The organism is Bacillus sp. FSL M7-1020, assembly GCF_038050415.1.
GTDB lineage: Bacteria > Bacillota > Bacilli > Bacillales > Bacillaceae_G > Bacillus_A > Bacillus_A toyonensis.
The window spans coordinates 2,911,828-2,929,010 of sequence record NZ_JBBOTW010000001.1; the positions used below are offsets into that span (position 1 = coordinate 2,911,828).

At 34.4% G+C, this 17,183-nt stretch carries 17 protein-coding genes and 1 riboswitch; of the genes, 8 read left to right on the plus strand and 9 right to left on the minus strand.

The annotated features are described in order from the left end of the window. Positions 1-29 precede the first annotated feature (29 nt). Positions 30-1,802, minus strand: coding sequence for a DUF4430 domain-containing protein (locus MHB70_RS14790; RefSeq protein ID WP_061529475.1), 1,773 nt, complete (start codon positions 1,800-1,802; stop codon positions 30-32). Between the two features lie 338 nt (positions 1,803-2,140). Continuing rightward, positions 2,141-2,620, minus strand: a complete 480-nt coding sequence (gene rraA, locus MHB70_RS14795) for a ribonuclease E activity regulator RraA (RefSeq protein WP_000266041.1) — start codon at positions 2,618-2,620, stop codon at positions 2,141-2,143. Between the two features lie 200 nt (positions 2,621-2,820). Between rraA and MHB70_RS14800 the strand changes: the two genes are divergently transcribed. After that, positions 2,821-4,251, plus strand: a complete 1,431-nt coding sequence (locus MHB70_RS14800) for a YfcC family protein (protein WP_053445846.1) — start codon at positions 2,821-2,823, stop codon at positions 4,249-4,251. 153 nt (positions 4,252-4,404) lie between these two features. On the opposite strand, the gene MHB70_RS14805 is transcribed toward MHB70_RS14800, so the two are convergent. The 4 genes from MHB70_RS14805 to ybaK form a co-directional block, all read right to left on the minus strand. Continuing rightward, the gene (locus MHB70_RS14805) at positions 4,405-5,232 is read right to left on the minus strand and encodes an endonuclease I family protein (RefSeq protein ID WP_002039134.1); all 828 of its coding nucleotides are present in this window, start codon (positions 5,230-5,232) and stop codon (positions 4,405-4,407) included. 476 nt (positions 5,233-5,708) lie between these two features. Next, on the minus strand, positions 5,709-6,065 hold the full coding sequence (locus MHB70_RS14810) for a hypothetical protein (protein ID WP_000896124.1): 357 nt from the start codon (positions 6,063-6,065) through the stop codon (positions 5,709-5,711). Positions 6,066-6,280: 215 nt separating this feature from the next. Then, complete coding sequence (locus MHB70_RS14815) at positions 6,281-7,162, minus strand: 5'-methylthioadenosine/S-adenosylhomocysteine nucleosidase (protein ID WP_053445847.1); 882 nt, start codon at positions 7,160-7,162, stop codon at positions 6,281-6,283. Between the two features lie 177 nt (positions 7,163-7,339). Further along, positions 7,340-7,443: riboswitch (purine riboswitch) on the minus strand. Positions 7,444-7,689: 246 nt separating this feature from the next. After that, positions 7,690-8,166 carry a Cys-tRNA(Pro) deacylase gene (ybaK, locus tag MHB70_RS14820; protein ID WP_061529477.1) on the minus strand — a complete coding sequence of 159 codons (477 nt, stop codon included), beginning with the start codon at positions 8,164-8,166 and terminating at the stop codon, positions 7,690-7,692. A 344-nt stretch (positions 8,167-8,510) separates the two neighbouring features. Between ybaK and MHB70_RS14825 the strand changes: the two genes are divergently transcribed. The 3 genes from MHB70_RS14825 (at position 8,511) to MHB70_RS14835 (ending at position 11,200) form a co-directional block, all read left to right on the plus strand. Continuing rightward, complete coding sequence (locus MHB70_RS14825; RefSeq protein ID WP_061529478.1) at positions 8,511-9,788, plus strand: histidine--tRNA ligase; 1,278 nt, start codon at positions 8,511-8,513, stop codon at positions 9,786-9,788. Between the two features lie 161 nt (positions 9,789-9,949). Then, the gene (locus tag MHB70_RS14830) at positions 9,950-10,261 is read left to right on the plus strand and encodes a hypothetical protein (protein ID WP_061529479.1); all 312 of its coding nucleotides are present in this window, start codon (positions 9,950-9,952) and stop codon (positions 10,259-10,261) included. Between the two features lie 345 nt (positions 10,262-10,606). Further along, complete coding sequence (locus MHB70_RS14835) at positions 10,607-11,200, plus strand: hypothetical protein (RefSeq protein WP_061529480.1); 594 nt, start codon at positions 10,607-10,609, stop codon at positions 11,198-11,200. Positions 11,201-11,444: 244 nt separating this feature from the next. Here the strand turns inward: MHB70_RS14835 and MHB70_RS14840 are convergent, their stop codons facing one another. Beyond that, the gene (locus tag MHB70_RS14840; protein WP_061529481.1) at positions 11,445-11,825 is read right to left on the minus strand and encodes a winged helix-turn-helix transcriptional regulator; all 381 of its coding nucleotides are present in this window, start codon (positions 11,823-11,825) and stop codon (positions 11,445-11,447) included. 128 nt (positions 11,826-11,953) lie between these two features. Between MHB70_RS14840 and MHB70_RS14845 the strand changes: the two genes are divergently transcribed. Further along, positions 11,954-12,634 (plus strand): NAD(P)H-dependent oxidoreductase, encoded by a 681-nt coding sequence (locus MHB70_RS14845; protein WP_061529482.1) that lies wholly within the window; start codon positions 11,954-11,956, stop codon positions 12,632-12,634. 157 nt (positions 12,635-12,791) lie between these two features. Continuing rightward, positions 12,792-13,076, plus strand: coding sequence for a DUF1292 domain-containing protein (locus tag MHB70_RS14850; protein WP_002039126.1), 285 nt, complete (start codon positions 12,792-12,794; stop codon positions 13,074-13,076). 73 nt (positions 13,077-13,149) lie between these two features. On the opposite strand, the gene MHB70_RS14855 is transcribed toward MHB70_RS14850, so the two are convergent. Then, positions 13,150-14,202: a pyruvate kinase gene (locus MHB70_RS14855; RefSeq protein ID WP_061529483.1), complete on the minus strand. Its 1,053-nt coding sequence runs from the start codon at positions 14,200-14,202 to the stop codon at positions 13,150-13,152. 536 nt (positions 14,203-14,738) lie between these two features. Between MHB70_RS14855 and MHB70_RS14860 the strand changes: the two genes are divergently transcribed. Next, positions 14,739-15,215: a hypothetical protein gene (locus tag MHB70_RS14860; protein WP_001056341.1), complete on the plus strand. Its 477-nt coding sequence runs from the start codon at positions 14,739-14,741 to the stop codon at positions 15,213-15,215. A 71-nt stretch (positions 15,216-15,286) separates the two neighbouring features. Then, complete coding sequence (locus MHB70_RS14865; RefSeq protein ID WP_061529484.1) at positions 15,287-16,222, plus strand: hypothetical protein; 936 nt, start codon at positions 15,287-15,289, stop codon at positions 16,220-16,222. Positions 16,223-16,289: 67 nt separating this feature from the next. Here MHB70_RS14865 and MHB70_RS14870 read toward each other — a convergent pair whose 3' ends face one another. Beyond that, a complete protein-coding gene (locus MHB70_RS14870; RefSeq protein ID WP_061529485.1) occupies positions 16,290-16,991 on the minus strand; it encodes a hypothetical protein in 702 nt (233 codons plus the stop codon). Positions 16,992-17,183 lie beyond the last annotated feature (192 nt).

Below are 17,183 nucleotides of genomic sequence, written 5' to 3' on the forward strand. Positions count from 1 at the left end.
TAGGAGCAAATCATTGCTCCTAATTTTTGTTAAGCTGCTTTACGTCTCCATAATACATATGCAGAAGCAATACATAATACACCCATACCTACTTCTGTAGCTGTACTATGAGAAGATGCTCCTGTTTTCGGTAGCATGTTTTCATTTTTAACTGGTTTATTATCTATAACAACTTTTACATCTTCATCTTTTGTTTCTTGTTGTATTTGTTTTTGTTCTTTCGGTTCTTCAGTAATTTCTTTTTCTATTACCTTATTTTCTGGCTCTTCAATCGGTTTCGGCTTAATTACTTCATCATCGCCTACATTAGACCAGTCATAAATAGACTTTCCGATTTCTTTAAATTGAACTAACGCTAAAAGAGCTTGCTCTGTAGCCATTCCGTTACCATTTTGATCACTTGGTAACCATTTAAATTCACCATTTGGAAGTTGATATGACAGCAGACTTTGCACTGCCTTATGAAGACGATTTTGATCTACATCTTTAACAAGTGATAATCCAATAATTGCTTGCGCAGTACTATTAGAATTCTCTTGTCCATCAGCAGAAAAACCACCATTTTTTAGCTGTTCGTTATATAAATACGCAACAGCTTTTTGTACAGCTGGTTTCACATCTGATCGATCTTGATAAGGTGCTAACGCGGATAAAACCATACCTGTTACATCGACGCTACTAGCACTATCTTTACTACCTGAACTAGTATAAGTCCAGCCACCATCTGTATGTTGCGTGTTTAAAATTGCATCTACTAAAGCAACTCGATTCCACTTTGCTTCGACTGGAATTTCATATTTATTCGTATCAAAGGCAAGTAACGCAAATGTATAACCTGTAACAGAATTTACTTTATCAGATTCATACAATTTTTGAACTAAGTTATGTCCGCCTACCTTTTTAGGGTCTGCACTCATTGCATTCATCATAATAATCGTTCTAGCTAAATCTGTTGCTGAAAAACGATTTATACGCTTTTCCACTTTTTCTGTTACTGCCTTAACATAATTTAATTGCGCCTCAATTGGTACATTCTTTCCAGAACGAGAAAGCCCTAGAGCTACCCAATCACTCTCTATTCCATCTTGTAACATCTTTTCAGACGTTTTAGAAATTGCTTCTTTTACTTGCGCTGCTGGAACTTGAATGTTCTCTTGCTTTGGTTGTTCTGGTGTTTTTGTTCCATCTGGATTTTCCTGTTTTGGATCATCTGTTTTTGGCTCTTCTGGTTTCTCTTGTTTTGGATCATCCGTCTTTGGTTCTTCTGGTTTCTCTTGTTTTGGATCATCCGTCTTTGGTTCTTCTGGTTTTTCTTGTTTTGGATCATCTGTTTTTGGTTCTTCTACCGTTTTACAAGTACCAAATTTATCTAATGTTTGTTGTAATGTTTCTTGACTCATATTGCTCCAGTCTGAAACAAAACGGAAAACAACAACATCTCCAGATTTTAATTTATAACTATCCGCTCCAACTTCTGCAGATTTATCATTTACATCATACAGCCAGCCACTTGTAGCCCCGGCCATTAGCCCATCAATGCCTTTTACATACGTTCCAAACGACATCGTTTCAGCTTCTACTTTGTCCCCCATGACTTTTTGCAGCAAACTTAAAGCTGTTTCCCCATCTTTAATTTGCTCTTCTTTCGGACATAACATAATGCCATTTTGTGATTCACCAACAATTGCAAGTTTTGCTGTATTTCCTTCAGCAAACGTAATATGTACTGTATTCGCAAAAGAAACAAATACAAGTATAACTGCCATTAACGACGTAAGCAGCCATTTTTTTAACATTGCCATCCCAAAATTTCCTCCCTTACTACTATTCACACAAAAAAAGACCCTTCAAGGGCGTGCAATTGACACTCTTTTTTTGTAAGTGTCGAACAAACTGTGCAACACCTCCTACCCGCATCATTCACGGCTATATTTGTATAGGAAAAATAATTTTGTTCATGAACGTATCATTGTGATAACATTCACTTTTTTAGGCACGACTTACTTCCATTTAAGTTATCGTAAAACGATAAACCTATACATTCTGTTAATTTTAAATTTCTGTATTATTTTACTATTGACAAAGAATTTTGTCCATGCTTTATCGGATTTATTTTCTAAGAATAGTAACTTACTAACCTTTAACGACGCAAACTTTTTTCACTAATAATGACGCCATCTTCATCCACATAAACATAATCATTTGGCTTCCATTCTACTTGTCCAAATTGCAATGAAATATTTCGTTCTCCTTTCCCTTCTTTTACACTTCTATTTGGCATCGTCCCTAACGCTAAAATACCAATATTAATATTCTTTAGTTCACTAGAATCACGAACATATCCATTTACAATAATTCCTGCCAGCTTTCTTTCCTCTGCAATAGCTGCCAAATTATCACCAAGTAACGCACAATTCGTAGACGCTCCACCATCAACAACTAATACCGTTCCTTCCGGTAATGTTTGTAATCCTTCCTTCACTAGTACATTATCATCCTTCACTTTCACCGTTGCAATTTTCCCGTGGAATTGTTCTTTCTTCCCAAAAGATCGAAAAGACTGGCGACATATTTGTAACTCCTTTTCAAACTCATCACATAGATCCGTAGTTTTCCACATCTTGTTCCCTCTTTTCTTTTTTCTTTCTATTTAACATATTCTTGGATTATTTTCGTTTCCCTGTCTAATGTTGCAATAATTTGTATGTGTAGGAAAAGGATACAGAAACTATTGCCTTAAGAAGCAAGCTTTATTATAATCTATTTCACAGATAAATTTCAGAATATTAAAAATTAACCAAGTGAAAAAGGAGGAGTTTTATGCAATTACAGACCGAGGCACAAAAACAGACTAGTAAACGAAAGTTTAAAATGCCTGACGCGTACGTACTACTATTTTTTATTGCCTTACTTTGTGCCATAGCTACTTATTTCGTCCCTGCTGGAGAGTTTAAAAGAGTTACAAACGGTACTGTTACAACGACAATACCAGGAAGTTATCATTCTGTTCCACAATCGCCAGTAGGGTTTGTTTCTTTTTTTACCGCTATTGAAAAAGGAATGACACTTGCTGCTCCTATCATCTTCTTAATTTTATTTACAGGTGGAGCCATTGCCATTCTTGAAAAAACAGGTGCTCTTGACGGTTTAATCTATCATGTGATTAACAAATTTCGGAATCAGCAATTACTTTTCATTTGTATTGTCGCCGCACTCTTTTCTCTTCTCGGAACGACTGGCATTATCGTTAACTCAGTTATCGGCTTTATCCCCATCGGCATCATCGTTGCACGCACATTGAAATGGGACGCTATCGTTGGCGTAGCAATTATTTATTTAGGCACTTATGCTGGTTTTAATGCTACTATATTATCTCCCTCACCTTTAGGCATTTCACAAAAAATCGCAGAACTTCCGATGTTTTCAGGGATTGGGTTACGTACAGCAATCTATATCTCTTTTTTAATTGCTACCATTTTGTATATTAATTGGTATATAAAACGTTTAAAAAAATCGAATAAAGGAAGCATACTCGGCGATAACTGGTTTCCAAGTAATGCTCTTTCAAGAGAGAGAGAAATAGAGAAAACTGAAGTTCCTTGGACAATACGTCACAAATTAATTTTACTCGTCTCAGCTTTATCATTAATTGTATTTTTAATAGGGGCTTTTCGACTACATTGGACAGATGCAGAAATGACCGCTACTTTTATTTTCATCGCAATTACAGCAGGAATTATAGGCGGTATGAAAGCGAACGATATCGCTTCTACTTTTCTAGCAGGCTGCCAAAATCTCATATACGGTGCTTTGATCGTCGGAATGGCCCGCTCTATTTCAGTCATTCTAGAACAAGGCAAATTACTTGATACAATTGTTAATCAACTCGCACAGTCTCTCGAAGGACATAGCCCTGTATTTGGCGTTATCGGTATGTATGTAAGTAGTGCCGCATTACATTTCCTCATTTCATCCGGGACAGGAGAATCTGTTATTTTCATTCCGATATTAGCTCCATTAGCTGATTTCATGCACATTACACGCCAAGTTACAGTACAAGCTGTTATGCTCGGCGAAGGTGTAGTGAACTGTTTAAATCCAACTTCCGGTGTTTTAATGGGGGTACTCGCAGCGAGCGGCATTTCTTACGGAAAATGGATTCGATTTATGGCTCCTCTTGCATTCATTTGGTTTATTATTGGACTTATTTTTCTTATTATTGGAGTGAATATTGAGTGGGGACCGTACTAAAAGGTTTACACTATACTTAACTTGATGATACAAAAACATCTATTCTATTTTCCTCTCCAATCCTATGAAAATTATTGATTCTAGTATAGATGTAAGAAGGGATTGATCATTATGATCAATCCCTTCTTACAAAATATAATACCTTTACAAATCTTAGTTCCAAATTTTATTTACCCATTCCGGATGATCAATAAAAGGATTGCGATTATGTTGATATTTTGTAAAAATTATTTCATTACGCTTTCGCTCTAAATCATCGACCGGATCTTGTTCATTCCATTTTAGTAATACAGAGAGTTTCCCCATGTACGGATCTTTATTGTTATTCACCTTTTCATTTAGTTCCAAATCTATTTCACCGCTATCCCCTTCGTAACGAACAGCCATGTAAAACAGCATTCTAGCGATGTCTCCTTTTACGCTATCACGAGGTTCCCAAGAATCACTATCATATTTACATTCTGTCGCTTCCAAATGATTCACACCACCATTATCAAAATCCAGATTTCCACGTGAACTATTTACAGATACATCCGTCGCTCTTAAATGATGCAGATCTGTTCCAGGTCCTGCAGCCGTTCCAAAATCACCATGAGATTTTGCCCAAACATGCTCTCGGTTCCAGTTATTAACTCCTGAACCATTCGTAAGTTTCCCTTGCGAACGCCCAGTATATAAGAGTATTACATTGTTTTTATTATTTGGATCTTCATCCGTATCTCTTAGCGCTTCCCAAACCGCACTGTATGATAACTTTGTATGATCATCAATAATATTATGAAGTTCCTTCTTTAGTTCCAAACCCGTTTTTCCTATTGCATTATTATAATATGTATCGTCATAGCTTTTTACAGTCATCTCTTGTGGTGATACAGAAGCTACTTCACCATGTATAGTATCTGTGAATGATAGAGATGCAGAACCTAAAATAAAAAATGAAGATAGTGTAACCATAGCAAGCTTTGTATTTCGAAACTTCATATACCCATTTCCCCTTTAAAATATAATTTGAAGTCATTTACTAAAAATGTTCTCCCTAAAACTACGAAAACGTTTAAAACTCCATTCCCCTTCTCTTTTTATTTAATACAAAACCCTAATCAGTCTGTATCATTTCCATACTTTTGGTTTATCTACTTTTCAAACAAATTCACTTTTCACAAGGAATATCCTTCCCTAGTAAAGATTATTAAACTATTCTTTACAATTAAAAAGTAGTTTAATGTTAACTTATAAATTTCTATTTTTTTATGCAATTATGCATATTTAATAAATTTTTCAAAGAAAACCGTGCAATAAAACAGATAGAGTCTAGGACAGCAATCGTACAAATCGAGATGATAGCTCGGCTCTTCCTTTTTCCATAACTGTCTTTATTTTTTGTGTAAAACTCTTCTTTCTCTGAAAAATAAGTACAAAAATAGATTGGATACCATGTAGGCACCAATCTATTTCTATTAAAGAAACTGTGTTAATTCTGCATTGACAACACGTTGTGCAGTAATGATAACACTTTCAGCTGTTATTCCATAAACACTATATAGTCCACCAGGTTGATTCGGAACAATTTGAACTTCATATTCTAATGCTTGTCCAAAAGCAGGATGAACTAAACTTAGAGTTTCAATAGTAGAAGCATTAGAATTCACATTGAAATTCACCTGTTCAATTAATACTATTGAACCGTCAAGTCTAAAAACTCTAGCTACTCCAGTAAGCGGGCCAGCAGTACGGTTAAGGATTTTCACCCTAACTCTATTTGCATTAGCAGGTTGATTTCCCAAGTTTTCAATAGGACCTGTAGTAAAAGCCATTTTACATTCACCTCCATTATATTATTAATATATTCAATATTACACATTAACGCTATAAACTAATTATTCAATTTTCTCTAAATAAAAAAGCTCATTTCTTATATTTTTCAATAAGAAACAAGCTTTTCTTTTTCAACTATCATTCCTAAGGTAAATCTATCTGTCTCGGAAACTTTTGGAGCTAATTGACATTTATGTTGAGCATACAACTACTTCTATTTATTTGGCATCGAAGCTATATACTTTTTAACTACTTCATATACATATTCTTGATTTGCCGCTGCTGTATTTGGATTGTATTTTCCGCCGTTTGTTTTATTGTTAGATAATACTCTAATTCCTAAAAATGGTACGTCATAAGCTTTTGCGATTTGCGCTGCAGCAGCGCCTTCCATTTCTTCTACAGATGTACCGTATTTTGTATGGAACCACTTAATTCTATCAACTTCATTATTCCAAACGTCTGCTGAACCTATCGTACCCTCAACCACTTTACCTTTTGTATATGTATCTTTCACTGCATTAGCTGCTGCAAGTAAATCCTTATCTCCCTCGTAGTATCGGATTTTCTCAGCATTTGGATCTTCTCCTGCACTTCCTTCAGAAGCCATTAAATCCATAGATATCCATTTTGTTGGCTCAATCCCTTGATTCTCATCCATATTTGTTGTTTTTAATGAACCTATATTTGCAACTTGTTTTCCTAACACAATATCAAATACGTTTAAATTAGGATCATGGCCACCCGATGTTCCTTGGTTAATAATCGCTATAGGCTTATATTTTTCAATAGCCACTGCTGTAGCAGCTGCTGTATTTTCCATTCCTTTACCTGTTTTCGCAACGATTACAGGATAATTGTCGACAGTTCCTTTATAAAATACAAATGTTCCAGACTTTTCTTCTTTCACATTTTTTAACCTTTTCGCAAATTTTTCTGCTTCTATCGGCATTGGACCTTGAATTAAGATAGGCTTTTCGTTGCTTTTTGCCTCAACAACTTGTTTTGGACTCGCATTACATCCCGCAAGTATTAAGGATGACAATGCAATAGTAGTTACTAGGGCAACACATTTTTTTAACATATTGTTCTTCATAAATAATCTCTCCTCTTTCTCTTGTTGTTTCATATACTCGATGTTTTCGCCCAAAGAAAAAAGTTCTAGAAATTGTAGAAGAATCTCTACTTTCTAGAACTACGGTAGTCAAAGTTAATGAAGCAAAAGACGAGGTCAATGCTACATTATAGAACGGTAGCGGCTCCATACACAAACCGACCGAATACTTTAACCCGTAGTCCAGTTCTTTCATTGGGAACTAGGTAGAAACGCTCGGACCATATTACCGAGTATATACGAGTGATGTTATTCAAAATTATTATATGGATAATATAACAAACTATTAGTATGCACGCAATATAAATATGAACATTTTTTATAATCATTTAATAAATGTTCGTTTTTCGATGGGTTTCACAATGAAAAAATCTGTTTTTTTAAGTTTTATACCACGAAAAACAGATTTCGTATACTTAATTAGATCATCCTACAACAACCGTTAGGAAACATCTATCTAAAATAAAAAGAAGTTCCATAATAGTTAGAACTTCTTTCCCTATGTATATTTACTTCGTTATCTCACCAAACTGCGCTCTCGTCACTTTCGCTAAGTCATCCACTTTAAGTTCAATTTGTATACCAATTTTTCCGCCGCTTACAATGATTGTTTCAAGCGATTGAGCACTTTCATCGATACATGTAGAAAATAACTTCTTCATTCCGACTGGTGAACAACCGCCGCGAATATACCCTGACACTTTCGTAATATCTTTAACAGGTATCATTTCAATCTTCTTTTCACTTACTGCTTTTGCGGCAGCCTTTAAATTCAGTTCCTCATCTACTGGAATAATAAACACATGATAATTTTTACTATTCCCTTGAGCGACTAACGTTTTATATACTTCTCTTACTTCTCGTCCAATTTTCTCGGCTACTGACACGCCATCAATTTTCCCATCGTCTGGATCATATGACATCATCGAATATTCAATTTTTTCTTTATCTAATATTCGCATCGCATTTGTTTTATCTTTTTTCATGTGCTTCTCCTTAAAAGGTTATTTCATATTATTAAGTTTTCTTTTATTATACACCCTTTTCCATTTCTCCTACATAACTTCACGCATTTTTCAAAACTGAAAATATTGATATTTCAAAAATCATCTGATATAATTTGGAAAAACTTATGTTAAGGAGAGATTTGTAATGCGAAATTTTAATACTTCTTTCCAACTTCATCATCATACGTAACGCCGTGTATCCGAAGAAAATTTTTCTTCGTGGGTACAGGGCTTTTCCTGTTTACCCACGAAGCGTTCATAAAGCTATGTGGGTATTTTTATACCCGCATAGCTTTTTTTAATTTAAAAAAGGAGTGATTACAGTGGAAATGAAAAATGTAAAAGGAACAAAGGACTATTTACCAGAGGAGCAAGTGCTGCGAAATAAAATTAAAAGAGCGTGTGAAGATACGTTTGAACGTTATGGCTGTAAACCGTTAGAGACACCTACGTTAAATATGTATGAACTTATGTCTTACAAGTATGGCGGTGGTGATGAAATTTTAAAGGAAATATATACACTTCAAGATCAAGGAAAACGTGAGCTTGCTTTACGTTACGATTTAACAATTCCATTCGCAAAAGTCGTGGCGATGAATCCAAATATTCGCCTACCTTTTAAACGTTATGAAATTGGGAAAGTATTTCGAGATGGTCCGATTAAACAAGGGAGATTTCGTGAGTTTATACAATGCGACGTTGATATAGTCGGTGTTGAGTCTGTCATGGCAGAAGCTGAACTTATGATCATGGCGTTTGAACTGTTCCGAACGTTAAACTTAGAAGTAACAATCCAATATAATAACCGAAAATTATTAAACGGTATTCTTCAGGCGATTAACATCCCTACTGAATTAATGAGTGACGTAATATTATCATTAGACAAAATTGAAAAGATTGGGATTGATGGTGTACGGAAAGATATATTGGGGCGCGGAATTACTGAAGAAATGGCTGATACGATATGTAATACCGTATTATCTTGTCTAAAGCTTACAATTGCTGACTTTAAAGAAGCTTTCAATAATCAACTCGTTACCGATGGAATAAACGAATTACAACAATTACAGCAATATTTAATTGCTCTTGGAATAAACGAGAATGCTATATTCAATCCGTTTCTAGCACGAGGACTCACAATGTACACAGGTACCGTATATGAAATCTTTCTAACAGACGGCTCGATTACATCCAGCATCGGTAGTGGTGGTCGTTACGATAATATTATCGGAGCATTCCGTGGTGATAATATGAACTATCCAACAGTCGGTATTTCATTCGGTTTAGACGTTATTTATACAGCACTCTCACAAAAAGAAACAAAATCCTCTACAGCGGACTTATTTATTATCCCACTCGGGACAGAATTACAATGCTTGCAAATTGCCCAGCAATTACGATCCACTACTTCATTGAAAATTGAACTTGAACTAGCAGGACGCAAACTAAAACGCGCCCTTAATTATGCCAATAAAGAGAACATCCCTTATGTACTTATTATTGGTGAAGAGGAACTTAGTGCAGAAACCGTTATGCTAAGAAATATGAAAGAAGGTAGTGAGGTGAAGGTTCCTCTTGCTTCTTTAAGTAATTATTTATAATAAAAACCACCCTCGTTTGGGTGGTTTTTCTATTTTATAGATAACCTATAATTAGTTTACATAAAATAATTATAATCTACTCAAAACTACAAATATATAATATCCAATTACCTATTATTTTTGGTAATATATAGATATAGATTGTTTTAGGAGGATTAACTTTGAAAACCTACATCCAAGCACTAAAATGGACTACAGGGATCTATCATCTTTTATTACTTCCTTGTTATTATTTATTTCCAAGTCTTGTTAACCTATATGGGATACCTTTACTACTATTGATTGTTTTACATATCACTACTTTTTTATTAGCTAAAAAAGAAGGCATGAATACGTACCCTCATTATATCGGTATTATCGTTACTCTAGTTGCCTTCTTTCCTTATATAGCAATCGTTCTACATATTATAGCAGCAATCTTCCTTTTATTAGACGCTACTTCCACTACTAAAAATGAAGTTTGTAATTCATAGTAGGATAAATCGAAATTTTTATTACGGATGGTGTTGTCTATATTAGCACACACCAAAGTCTTTTTCACAAGTAGCACGCCTCCCGCTAACTCCTTTGCTTCAGTAAAGTTTTGAGGTGAATTGGCAAAGAGCAAAATCAGTAGCACACTTTAGCCTTATTGCTAATATCCAAAAAGGATTTACTTTTTAAATAGATCCTTTTTTAATAGAAAAGCGAATTTCTTACTTTGGATTAATGAAAGAATATCCCGATTTATTTTTTGAAATTCTAAATATTTACAATAAACTCAAATTAACATACATTTTAGTTACACAAAAAAATCTAAGTTTAAAGGAGATGAATTCATGCTTAAAAAGTTGGTAGTAGGTGCAATGTTAGCTGCTTCATCATTAACTGTAGGATTGGGATCAGTATTAGCTAGTACCGAAAAGGATTATACGATTGCCTCTTTCGAATATGTAACTGTGGATGAAAAGGCTGTAGATTCGTTTCACAAATTGGGTGCTCCATCAAAGGAAGACGTAAAAATAACTTTAGTTCTACCGAAACAAAGTCAAAATGGTGACTGGTTATCTTATGGATTTTCGAACAAAGAAAGTTTAGAGTCTTTTATTGAAAAAGATAAACAAAGGTTGAATCATACAATCACTCCCCTTGGTGTTGGAGGGAGCGGACCTGGTAGTACAGACTTCTATAAACGTACAGGTAGCGAGTATTTTTCTCTAAGTAGCGGTTATAAAAACTTGTCTCCTAGTTGGCAAAATCAAATTGTTTCTGTACGTACAGCTGCTCCTACTGCTAGCTATTCAACAACGCTATGGGAACGTACTTCAACTGAAGGATATGGAAAAGGTGTTGTTTTTAGACACGCTGATTGGTATGGTAAAACTGCAAACTTGAGTGACTTTTTAACTTCAGCAGTTGAAGTTAAAAAGTAAAAAACATAGAAATAAAGTGAAACTTTAATCAGTGGGGGGTTTGTTGATCCCCCACTGATTATTAGCCTTCACCAATCGAGCTTTTACGGGCAGCCCGATCCCCACCTAACTTCTTTGCTTCCACTGAATTTTGAGGTGGGGGTCTTACTGCCCGTTAATGCGGGATAAAAGGTGTTTCCACATATGGAAACACCTTTTATTTCTACAACTATTTCACATATCTCTCCTATATCCATTTCAACTCTTAACTTTTATTTTGTGTATTTCTACTTTCCAAAACTTTCTCCATATTATGAGTTGCCCATTCCATCATTAATAGAATCATTGGACGAAGTGATTCACCGAGCTCAGTTAACGAATATTCTACTTTTGGAGGTACTTCGCGGTACACTTCGCGATGTATGATGCCATCTGCTTCAAGTTCTCTAAGCTGCAGTGTTAACATTCTTTGTGTGATATTAGGTTTTAATCTTTTTAATTCATTAAACCTCTTTGTACCATCTAATAAATGATACAAAATAACCCCTTTCCATTTCCCTCCAATGACCTCAACCATCGCTTCCACTGGACAAGAATATTTATTTAAAAATGGGTAATTTATATTATTTTCTTTTGAACAATCCATAATAAATCCCTTCCCTTAACATTAGTATCTTTTTTGATACTATACCACATAAATGTGCGTACTTGTTTCCATGTTACTTTAAAAATATAATTTACTTACAAAATAAATTAATGAAAAGAGGAACTTTTATGACAAATACAAACCAAATGACAAAAGAAAAAATTATGGAGGCTTTTCATTTCAGACATGCATGTAAAGCGTTCGATCCTATGCAAAAAATTTCAGAAGAGGATTTTAATTTCATTTTAGAAACAGGCAGATTATCTCCTTCTTCTTTTGGATATGAACCTTGGAAATTTGTTATCGTACAAAATAAAGAAGTAAGAGAAAAACTACAACCATATTCATGGGGTGCTGGTGGGCAACTTGCAACAGCTAGTCACTTTGTTATTGTTCTTTCAAGAAACATTAAAGATATGCATTATGATGCAGATTATATTAAATATATGATGAACGATATTATTGGATTGCCTGAAGACACTCAAAAAATTAGATATGAATTCTTCAAAAAGTTCCAGGAATCAGATTTTAACTTATTACAATCCGACCGTGCTGTATTTGATTGGGCATCAAAACAATCTTATATCGCTTTAGGTAATATGATGACGAGTGCAGCTCAAATTGGTATTGACTCTTGTCCAATAGAAGGATTTGATAAAGAGAAAGTAGATTCTTTACTTCGTCAAGAAGGCATTGTAAAAGACGATAATTTTGAAGTATCTGTTATGGTTGCCTTTGGTTACCGTAAAGAAGAGCCAAAGCGTGATAAAACAAGACAGACTACGGATATAATTGTTGAATGGATTTAGTAACATAGCACGCAAAAAATAATGCTCCTTATAGCTGTATACTCATACTAAAGAAGAATCAGTTGTTTTCTTACGTATGAATTTGTTTTTTCATGGAAAGATATGTTAGTATGTATACAGTTTGAGTGCTCTATTTTTAGAGTCGAACAGGAGGAGAATGAATATGTCTGATATTGAAGTTGGCGAAGTGTTTACTCTTAGTGATGAGAATAATGAGGATCAGGAAGTAGAAGTACTTGGAGCGATGGATGTCGAAGGTGCAGAATATATTGCAGTTGCCTTCGTAGAAGACATTCAAACAGAAACTGAGGAAGACATTGATATCTTCTTTTTAAAAGTAGAAGAAGATAATGAGTTTTCATACATCGAAAATGACGAAGAGTTTGACAAAGTATCGGCTGCTTTTGATAAGATTTTGGATGAGCAAGAAGAGCAAGAGTAATATTCGTTAAAAAACTCGAGGGGGATGCATATCCGCCCTCTTTTTTTATTCATCACTTACCAAGCTACATGTATTAAAGAGACTTATGCAGCCATTCCAGTACATCTTTCATCGCAAAAGGACCATCTTTTTTTACATGCTCCGCAAATTCCGAAACGAGACGTAGTGTTCTCACACTTTCGATTGGATGCTCTCCTGATGCACTTTCAGCAGAAAGCATCACTGCATTCGTCCCGTCTAGTACAGCTTGAAAAACATCGGTGACCTCTGCCCTTGTAGGAATAGAATGATCTACCATAGATTGAAGCATTTGTGTTGCTGTAATAACATATGTATTCGTTCGATTACATTCACGAATCATCATTTTTTGTAAAAGCGGAATAATTTGATACGGCAATTCCACTCCTAAATCCCCCCTTGCAATCATAATTCCATCTGCTTCTTTACATATATCTTGAAAATTCTCGATTGCTTCCATCGTTTCTATTTTTGCAATTAAACTTGGGGACGTTTCTTTATGCTCTTGTATAAAATTTCGTATTTCCTTTATATGACTAGGTTTTCGTACGAAAGAACACGCGATAAAATTAACATCCTCTTCTAAAAGAAATTGAATGTCTTTTTTATCTTTCTCTGTAATAGCCGGTAAACTAACTGTCGCACCTGGTAAATTCACCCCTTTATGAGATGAGATATTACCACCTGTTTTGATCTTTGTTTCTATTTTTTCCTTACTTACCTTTTCAACAATTAATTCAACCTCTCCATCATTAATCAAAATTCTACTGTCTACTTTCACATCATTCGCAATACCTACATAATCCACACTTGCTTCTGTATTACTCCCTATGACTGGTTGCGTATGTAAAAGAAAAGAATCCCCGGCCTTAAGTGAAATTTGATCTTCCTTCATTTCACCTAATCTTATTTTAGGACCTTGCACATCACCTAAAATTTTAATAGAGTCATCTAAAGATTTCACTAAACGAATGATGTCTTTATGACTTTCATGCGTGCCATGTGATAAATTTAGCCGAACAATTTTCATACCATTCTTTATTAACTGCACTAACGTTTCTTTATTATTACTTGCTGGTCCTATTGTACACACTCGATCAATTGTCATTCTTGCCACCATCCTTTTCAGATAGGTTTCCCACAAAAATTAAAAAATAACATAGGGAATACAATAACAGCTTTAAACTTTACAAACGAAGTAATCCTACATACAAACGTAGAATTGCTTCGTATATGATTGATTTATACCGTGTTTCGTTTTTACCGTTAATGCTCTCCTTTACTATCTTTTCTTTTTCCGCCGCTACAATTAATGAATACATAATCCGATTGTTTTGTATTACATTGTTTTGTATTACATTGTTTTGTATTACATTCTTCTAACTCTCTTTCATTACCACCCTACTTTTCATTCATGTGCTCTTCTATAAGTGTAAATCTACATTTACATGAATTTCATATTGGTAACCCTATTTCCATGTTCGCTAAGCAGTTAAAGCTATATTCAAATTATTAAAATGAAGATAGGTTAAATCAAAAGTAAAAGAAAAGTTAAGTATCGGATAGGTTGTTGAGAGTTTCGAATTTTTCGTATATTGTATGAGTTGAGTTCGAACTCAAAAATTAAAAAAGGTGGGAAAATTAGTGAATATGAAAAAATCTTTAGCGGTGACAACTTTAGGGTTAGCGGTTTTAGGTTTTGGTTTTACTAATAACGCAAGTGCCTCAGAGGTGGGTGCTGCAGACAAGCAGCCTGTTTTAGTTGACTTTGATACAATTCAATCAGCAAAAACATCCAATGTTTCTAGTTTGACTGTTGCAGCTGCACCTAAGAATGATTCTAACATTAGCGTCTATACTCCCTTTTTTGGTAACCCATATGCAGTTGCTAAATCGAAATCAACTACGACCGAAGACTATATTTATGCAAAAGCAAGGACTTTCAATGGCGATGGCTCATTAGTGAATACGAAAAGTAATAATGCAAAAAAATCATCTTATGTAAGTGCTACAGCGACCAACACAAGCGTTTATTATGGAGATGATTACGCTATTGGTAATCATACCTATAAATTAAATGGTTATAATGATGTGAATCACGAAACAAAAGCTTCCTGGTAAGAAAGAGAAAAAAGATATGCATCTTGCATATCTTTTTTCTCTTATATTTTAAATATATTGAGGTGTTATTTATGAAAAATATATATATCATTATCGGTTTTTTACTTATTTCTTTCTTTACAATGTATGTTTTGTTCCATACTTCAATTATACAACCTTATACACCTTCCAAAGAAAATAAGAGAGAGAAACAAACCAATACTATTTCATACGGCTTGAAGGATAATCAAGGCCAACATATTAACAACGGTAGTGAAATTACTAGTGAGAATAATACAATTAACGTATCGTTATCCTTTATACATAATATTGACGAAGACCGAAAGTATGGATTAATTGTTCTAGAAGATTACGTACAAAAACCTTTCAAAATAGAAAATACTGTAAATGAACTATCACACTACTCTTTCGATATGAAACCAAATAGTTCGATTACTACGAAAATCTCTTTACACACTTCTCCTAACGCAAGCGAATTAGCCTTTTTAATTATTAAAAAACCTGAATATAAGTTAAAAGATAATGACTTACATAAAGCGTCTATACTAGAAGAGATTTTAAGTATGCGATATTCAATACATCATCCTCATAAAGAAAGTGAAACATTAAAGTCTACCCCTATACAGCCAAATACTATTTTAAAAGATGGTCTTTATGAGCCATTATTTGTTACGAGCAATGAAGAGAAATTACAAACGGTATTTTCTGAAAAGGAAGGTGAAACATTAACTCTATCTAACGGAAATGAAACAAAAGATGAAATACCTTATGCAATCGTGGCCTTTAAAGATTGGGAACAAGTTGAATTATTCCATAATAAAAACGTCGCTTATACTACAGTGGCACCAGAAACGAGACAAACTTTTACTTTCACACTACCTACAGTGGAACAGGAAAGTAATTTTCAACTAGTCGCATTCCCATTTCCTTATAAAGTTAGTGAAGATCATTATGTCAGTCAACAAGCATACGGTTCATTTCGTATCGTAATTGAAAATAAAAAATAAATATGTTCCCACTTTATACAATTACAACAACGTAAAAAGCCTACTCACACAAGTAGGCTTTTTCATACTACGATAACTTCGTCAATAACTGATTTAAATCTTTTTTCGTTTTCGACGTTAACGACTTCATTTTCGTAATATCGATCTTTTCTTTTTCCGCTCCTACAATTAACGGATACATACTTTGACCGATTGTTTTAGAATCCGTCGGATGTGATGCTTCTAACTCTTTTTCAATGACATCCCACTTCTCATTAATTTGTTTTCCAAGTTTATTTACTGTTTCTAATTTAGGGTTAGCAGCTAATTGCTTGTCTAAGCTTTCAATTAATGTAACGACTTCTTTTACGCTCGTTTTCACAGCAACATTTTTCTTCGAATCTTTAGTAGTCTTTCCACTTGTCGTTTGGTCTGTCGTTTTCCCGCTAGTAGTTTGATCGGTTGCTTTGCCACTTGTAGTTTGCTCATTCGTTTTTCCTGTCGTTTCTTTTTCTTTTGTCGTTTTGCCGTTATTTTCTGTTCCAGATGATTCTTTTGTATTTTTTGCATCCTTATCTGTTTTTTCATTTGAAGAAGTATTTGTTTCTTTTTCAGTATCTTTCGTTGTTTTTGACGCTTCATCTGTACTTGTCGTTTTTGTTTCTCCTTCATTTTGTGCTGTTACTTGCTCTTTCTTTTCTGCCTCTTTATCTGCTGATGGACTACAAGCTGCCATAGTAAGCATTGTACCAATTGTTATCGATGCGATAGCGACCTTTTTCATTTTCATATAAATCCCCCTATGTTTACTTAATTTATCCTCCCCTTTACGATTCTATTTCCCCTTAAAAAATCCCTTTTCATACGAATCATCATCTTTCCGACAGTAATCTTCATAATAATACGTACAAAAACTGATAAACCGATTTGAATATTCGAGTTTCTTCTACTTCATTTTTCCTCTCTGCTGTAAAAGAAAAAG

Coding starts and splice junctions, on each gene's coding strand:
- MHB70_RS14800 (WP_053445846.1), top strand. CDS start 2,821: ATGCAATTACAGACCGAGGCACAAAAACAGACTAGTAAACGAAAGTTT.
- MHB70_RS14865 (WP_061529484.1), top strand. CDS start 15,287: ATGAAAAATATATATATCATTATCGGTTTTTTACTTATTTCTTTCTTT.
- MHB70_RS14855 (WP_061529483.1), bottom strand. CDS start 14,202: ATGACAATTGATCGAGTGTGTACAATAGGACCAGCAAGTAATAATAAA.
- MHB70_RS14845 (WP_061529482.1), top strand. CDS start 11,954: ATGACAAATACAAACCAAATGACAAAAGAAAAAATTATGGAGGCTTTT.
- ybaK (WP_061529477.1), bottom strand. CDS start 8,166: ATGAAAAAAGATAAAACAAATGCGATGCGAATATTAGATAAAGAAAAA.
- rraA (WP_000266041.1), bottom strand. CDS start 2,620: ATGTGGAAAACTACGGATCTATGTGATGAGTTTGAAAAGGAGTTACAA.
- MHB70_RS14815 (WP_053445847.1), bottom strand. CDS start 7,162: ATGAAGAACAATATGTTAAAAAAATGTGTTGCCCTAGTAACTACTATT.
- MHB70_RS14840 (WP_061529481.1), bottom strand. CDS start 11,825: ATGGATTGTTCAAAAGAAAATAATATAAATTACCCATTTTTAAATAAA.
- MHB70_RS14790 (WP_061529475.1), bottom strand. CDS start 1,802: ATGGCAATGTTAAAAAAATGGCTGCTTACGTCGTTAATGGCAGTTATA.
- MHB70_RS14810 (WP_000896124.1), bottom strand. CDS start 6,065: ATGGCTTTTACTACAGGTCCTATTGAAAACTTGGGAAATCAACCTGCT.
- MHB70_RS14870 (WP_061529485.1), bottom strand. CDS start 16,991: ATGAAAATGAAAAAGGTCGCTATCGCATCGATAACAATTGGTACAATG.
- MHB70_RS14835 (WP_061529480.1), top strand. CDS start 10,607: ATGCTTAAAAAGTTGGTAGTAGGTGCAATGTTAGCTGCTTCATCATTA.
- MHB70_RS14850 (WP_002039126.1), top strand. CDS start 12,792: ATGAATATGTCTGATATTGAAGTTGGCGAAGTGTTTACTCTTAGTGAT.
- MHB70_RS14805 (WP_002039134.1), bottom strand. CDS start 5,232: ATGAAGTTTCGAAATACAAAGCTTGCTATGGTTACACTATCTTCATTT.